We start from the raw sequence: 4,778 nt of genomic DNA, 5'->3' as shown, positions 1-4,778 counted from the left end.
GCACATGCTCGGTCGGTTTCCAGACCTGGCGTTCGAGGCGCCCGTCCTTGGAGGTGATCGATTCCACCGAACCGCCGAAACCAACCTCGAAGGAGCGTTCGCGACGTTCGAATTCCCACGGGTTACCGTGATCAAGCCAGGTCTCTGGCAGTTCGACCTGCCAGCCGTCGTGAATCTCCTGCCGGAACATGCCATTGGCATAGCGGATGCCGTAGCCATGCGCCGGAATGTCGACGGTCGCCATGCTTTCCATGAAGCAGGCCGCGAGCCGGCCGAGGCCGCCATTGCCGAGCGCCGCATCGGGCTCGAGTGCTGCAATCAAGTCGAGATCGACACCGAGAGAGGACAGCGCCTCGCGCATGTTGTCCATCAGGCCCAGATTGGAGAAGGCATCGCGCATCAGGCGGCCGATGAGGAATTCCAGCGACAGATAATAGACGCGCTTTTCCTTCTGGTCGTAAGCCTCTCTCGTCGCCTGCATCCAGTGATCGACGATCCGGTCGCGCACGACCTTGATCGAGGCGGTCAGCCAGTCGTACTGGGTCGCAACGGTGGTGTCCTTGCCGACCCTGTATTTGAGGGCAACCAAGACTTCACGTGCGAGTGTCTTTGGGTCAGGATTTTCGAGCAGTGGAGGAAGGGGTTCGGATGTCATCGCGCTCGTCATGATGCCTCTCGTGCGGTTGCCATGATCATACCGGCTTTCATCGCTCCTCCCAGCCCATGCTAGCTGATACCGCCATATATTCAATCGATTTAAACAGGTTCGATCCGGCTTGCCCCCTGCGGCAATTTGGCAATTCTGAAGGGTGACGCGCCAAGACGGCCCGCGCGCCGCGCTTCAAATCCCTGTTCCGTGCTTGCCGTTGTCGCCATGCGCCAGCCACTTGGGCGAGATGTATCAAGCCGCCAGCGCCGCCTCCGGCGGGGCCTTGGCTCCTGTCATGAAGGCGACGGCGTCGGACATCGTATATTGCTTGGGGTCGATGACGGCGAGGCGACGGCCCAGCCGATGGATGTGAATGCGATCGGCCACTTCGAAGACATGCGGCATGTTATGCGAGATCAGCACGATCGGGAGGCCGCGCTTCTTGACGTCGAGGATCAACTCGAGCACGCGGCGGCTTTCCTTGACGCCAAGGGCGGCCGTCGGCTCGTCCATGATCACCACACGACTGCCAAAGGCGGCCGCACGCGCCACGGCAACGCCCTGCCTTTGGCCGCCCGAGAGCGTCTCCACAGCCTGGCTGATGTTCTGGATGGTCATCAGGCCAAGTTCGGTAAGCTTGTCGCGGGCGCGCTTTTCCATCGCCGGGCGATCGAGCATGCGAAGCCAATCGCCCAGAAAACCCGGTTTACGGATTTCGCGGCCAAGGAACATGTTGTCGGCGATTGACAGCGCCGGCGACAGCGCCAGGTTCTGGTAGACGGTCTCGATGCCGGCTTCGCGGGCCTCCATCGGCGATTTGAAGGAGACGGGTTTTCCTTCGAGCCGGATCTCGCCTTCATCGGGCACGGCAGCGCCGGAAATCGCCTTGATGAGCGACGATTTGCCGGCGCCATTGTCACCGATGACAGCAAGGATTTCGCCGGGGTAGAGGTCGAAGTCGGCGTTGTCGAGGGCGGTGACGCGGCCGTAGCGCTTGACCAGGCCACGCGCGGTAAGAATGGGTTCCTGGGTCATGGTCATGCCGAAACCTTTCTGATCCATTGGTCGACCGCCACGGCGCCGATGATCAGCACACCGGTGAGCAGCACCTTCCATTGCGGATCGGCGCCCAGCATGTTGAGGCCCATGGAGACGACGCCGACGATCATCGCGCCGAACAGCGTGCCCAGGATCGAGCCGCGTCCGCCGAACAGGGAAATACCGCCGATCACCGTCGCGGTGATCGCCTGGAGATTGTAGTCGGTGACGGCAGCCGACGGCGAGATCGAGCCGTTGCGGCCGATGGAGACCCAGGCAGCGAAAGCGGCGATCAGCCCGGCAAGGGTGTAGACCGTCATCAGCACCTTCTTGGTCTGGATGCCCGACAGCTTCGCCGCCTCCTGATCATCGCCAACGGCGTAGACATGGCGGCCCCATGCCGTGTGATTTAGCACGTACCAGAGGATCATCACGAGCACGACCGTGGCAATGACGCCGAGCGTCAGCACCGCCGTGCCGACCTTGAAGCTGATGGCAAAGAGATGCAGCAGCGGCGCCTGGGTGTCGACATCGGTGTCGCGGATCGTCTCGTTGGCCGAATAGATGAAGTTCGTGGCCATGACGATGTTCCAGGTGCCAAGCGTCACGATGAAGGGCGGCAGCTTCATGTAAGCGACAAGCACCCCGTTAAGCAGCCCGCATGCCGCGCCGGCGGCAAGCCCGATCGCCACGGCGAGCGCGCTCGGCATACCGTAGCTGACGGCGCAATTGCCCATGATCACCGCTGAAATCACCATGATCACGCCAATCGACAGGTCGATGCCCGCGGTCAGGATGACCAGCGTCTGCGCAGCACCCAGAATGCCGATAATGGCGATCTGCTGCAGGATAAGCGTCAGCGTGTAGGACGAAAAGAACCGGCCACCGATGGTGATGCCGAAAACGATGATCGCCAGAACCAGGACGATCAGCGGCACCGCGGCCGGCGTCGAATGCAGGAAATGCTGGATGCGCTTGACGGCCGATTTGTGCTCGTCAAAAGCAGCAACGCTGGTGTCGCTGCTCGAGAGAACCTTCTCGAATTCCTGAGCTTGAGCCATGTTTACTCCCCATAGGCTTCAGCCAAACGCCGACGCCAGTCCACGCCTTTCCGGTCTGCTGCCGGGATTGTTCGCGGTCACGCGAGCCATCGTCCACCCGAAGCGGCCGGGGATCAAGCCCCGACCGCCCAGGTTCGGTAGATGCCTGTCAGACCGGCATCAGCCCCAGCATTTGGCGAGGCCTTCCTTGGTGTCGATGGACTTCACGCCGGTGGCCGGCTTGTCGGTCACCAGGTTGACGCCGGTATCGAAGAAGTCCTTGCCTTCGGTCGGCTTCGGCTTGGTTCCGTCCTTGGCGAAAGCAGCGATCGCCTCGATGCCGAGTGCTGCCATCTGCAACGGATATTGCTGCGACGTCGCGCCGATGACACCTTCGGCCACCGACTTCACGCCGGGGCAGCCGCCGTCGACGGAAACGATCAACACCTGGCTTTCGAGGCCGACAGCCTTGAGCGCCTGATAGGCGCCGACAGCGGCCGGTTCGTTGATGGTGTGGATGACGTTGATGGTGTTGTCCTTCTGCAGAAGGTTCTCCATCGCCTTGCGGCCGCCCTCTTCGTTGCCATTGGTGACGTCGTGGCCGACGATGCGGGGATCGTCCTCATCGCCGATCTTGTTGGGATCCTTCACATCGATGCCGTAGCCCATCATGAAGCCCTGGTCGCGCAGCACGTCGACAGTCGGCTGCGAAGGCGTCAGGTCGAGGAAGCCGATCTTGGCGTCCTTGGCCTTGTCGCCGAGCGTGGCGGCTGCCCAGGAACCGATCAGCTTGCCGGCTTCGAGATTGTCCGTCGCAAAGGTCGCGTCGGCGGCGTCGATCGGATCGAGCGGCGTGTCGAGCGCGATCACCAGCAGGCCGGCATCGCGGGCCTTCTTCACGGTCGGCACGATGCCCTTGGTGTCGGATGCAGTGATCAGGATGCCCTTGGCGCCGTCGGCGATGCAGCTCTCGATCGCCGCGACCTGGCTCTCGCTGTCGCCGTCGATCTTGCCGGCGTAGGTCTTGAGGTCGACGCCGAGTTCCTTGGCCTTCGCCGTGGCGCCTTCCTTCATCTTGACGAAGAAGGGATTGGTGTCGGTCTTGGTGATCAGACAGGCACCGACACCGGCCGCGGATGCGGACGACGCAAACGCCACCAACCCCAGAGCCGCGGCGGCAAACACGGTCGATTTCAACAGTTTTGTATTGGTCACGATTTCCTCCCAGTGGAACCATTCCGATGCCGGCCAACCGGCACCTGCAGCGCATCCAACGAAATTCTCCCAGCGTGGACGCTGCCTCAACAGACACCAGGCCGAAGCTTCTGTCAATAATTAAATCACTCTTATTTATTATTGACAGCCTTGCTTCATTCACCCATTCTGGCCCAAAAGCATTGAGGGGAAACGACGGGAGGAACAGGGTGGAAACCGCCATTGCGAGGCACGGTTCGCCCGAGGTGAATGACAGCCTCATTCACCGCGGCACCAACCAGAGCGGCATGCGCGACCACAATGAGCGGTTGGTGCTCTCGTTGGTGCGCCAGCACGGCAGCCTGGCGAAATCCGACATCGCCCGCATGACCGGGCTTTCGGCGCAGACGGTTTCGGTCATCATGCGCGAGCTGGAGGAAGAAAGCCTTCTGCTGCGCCAGGCGCCGTTGCGCGGCAAGATCGGCCAACCCTCCATCCCGATGGCGCTCAATCCCGAAGGCGCTTTCTTCATCGGTCTCAAGATCGGCCGCCGCAGCGCCGAACTGGTGCTGATCGATTTCCTTGGCCATGTCCGTTCGATGCTGCAGCATTCCTATCGCTACCCGGCGCCGCGCGAGACAGTAGACTTCGTCAGCAACGGCATGCGGCAGATGCGCGGCGAGCTGACGCCTGCACAGGACAAGCGCATCGCCGGGCTCGGCATCGCCATGCCGTTCGAATTGTGGAACTGGGCCGATACCGCCGGCGCCCCGCGCGACGTCATGGACGAATGGCGCCACCGCGACATCAGGGCCGACATCCAGGCGCAATGCGATTTTCCGGTCTATTTGCAGAAC

General features: G+C 61.9%; 5 protein-coding genes. 1 reads left to right on the top strand and 4 read right to left on the bottom strand.

Translation table 11 applies throughout. The features are described 5' to 3' along the window. The 4 genes from EN749_RS30615 to EN749_RS30600 all read right to left on the bottom strand — a co-directional run. Window positions 1-667, bottom strand: a 667-nt coding sequence (locus EN749_RS30615) for a glycogen/starch/alpha-glucan phosphorylase (protein ID WP_189367808.1), incomplete at its 3' end; no start/stop codon positions are given. Window positions 668-901: 234 nt separating this feature from the next. Continuing rightward, entirely contained in the window at window positions 902-1,711 is an 810-nt protein-coding gene (locus EN749_RS30610) for an ATP-binding cassette domain-containing protein (protein ID WP_245472424.1), read from the bottom strand. Beyond that, window positions 1,687-2,748: an ABC transporter permease gene (locus EN749_RS30605; protein ID WP_127269995.1), complete on the bottom strand. Its 1,062-nt coding sequence runs from the start codon at window positions 2,746-2,748 to the stop codon at window positions 1,687-1,689. The genes EN749_RS30610 and EN749_RS30605 overlap by 25 nt, the downstream gene beginning before the upstream one ends. Before the next feature lie 159 nt (window positions 2,749-2,907). Beyond that, the gene (locus EN749_RS30600; protein WP_164874014.1) at window positions 2,908-3,924 is read right to left on the bottom strand and encodes a sugar ABC transporter substrate-binding protein; all 1,017 of its coding nucleotides are present in this window, start codon (window positions 3,922-3,924) and stop codon (window positions 2,908-2,910) included. 227 nt (window positions 3,925-4,151) lie between these two features. Between EN749_RS30600 and EN749_RS30595 the strand changes: the two genes are divergently transcribed. Then, window positions 4,152-4,778 (top strand): ROK family transcriptional regulator (locus EN749_RS30595; RefSeq protein ID WP_145991063.1); only part of this gene is annotated, 627 nt, incomplete at its 3' end.

The sequence above is a fragment of the Mesorhizobium sp. M7A.F.Ca.ET.027.02.1.1 genome (genome assembly GCF_004022985.1).
Lineage (GTDB): Bacteria > Pseudomonadota > Alphaproteobacteria > Rhizobiales > Rhizobiaceae > Mesorhizobium.
Note: the sequence above shows the minus strand (reverse complement) of the source record. Positions and strands in the feature narration are given on the sequence as shown.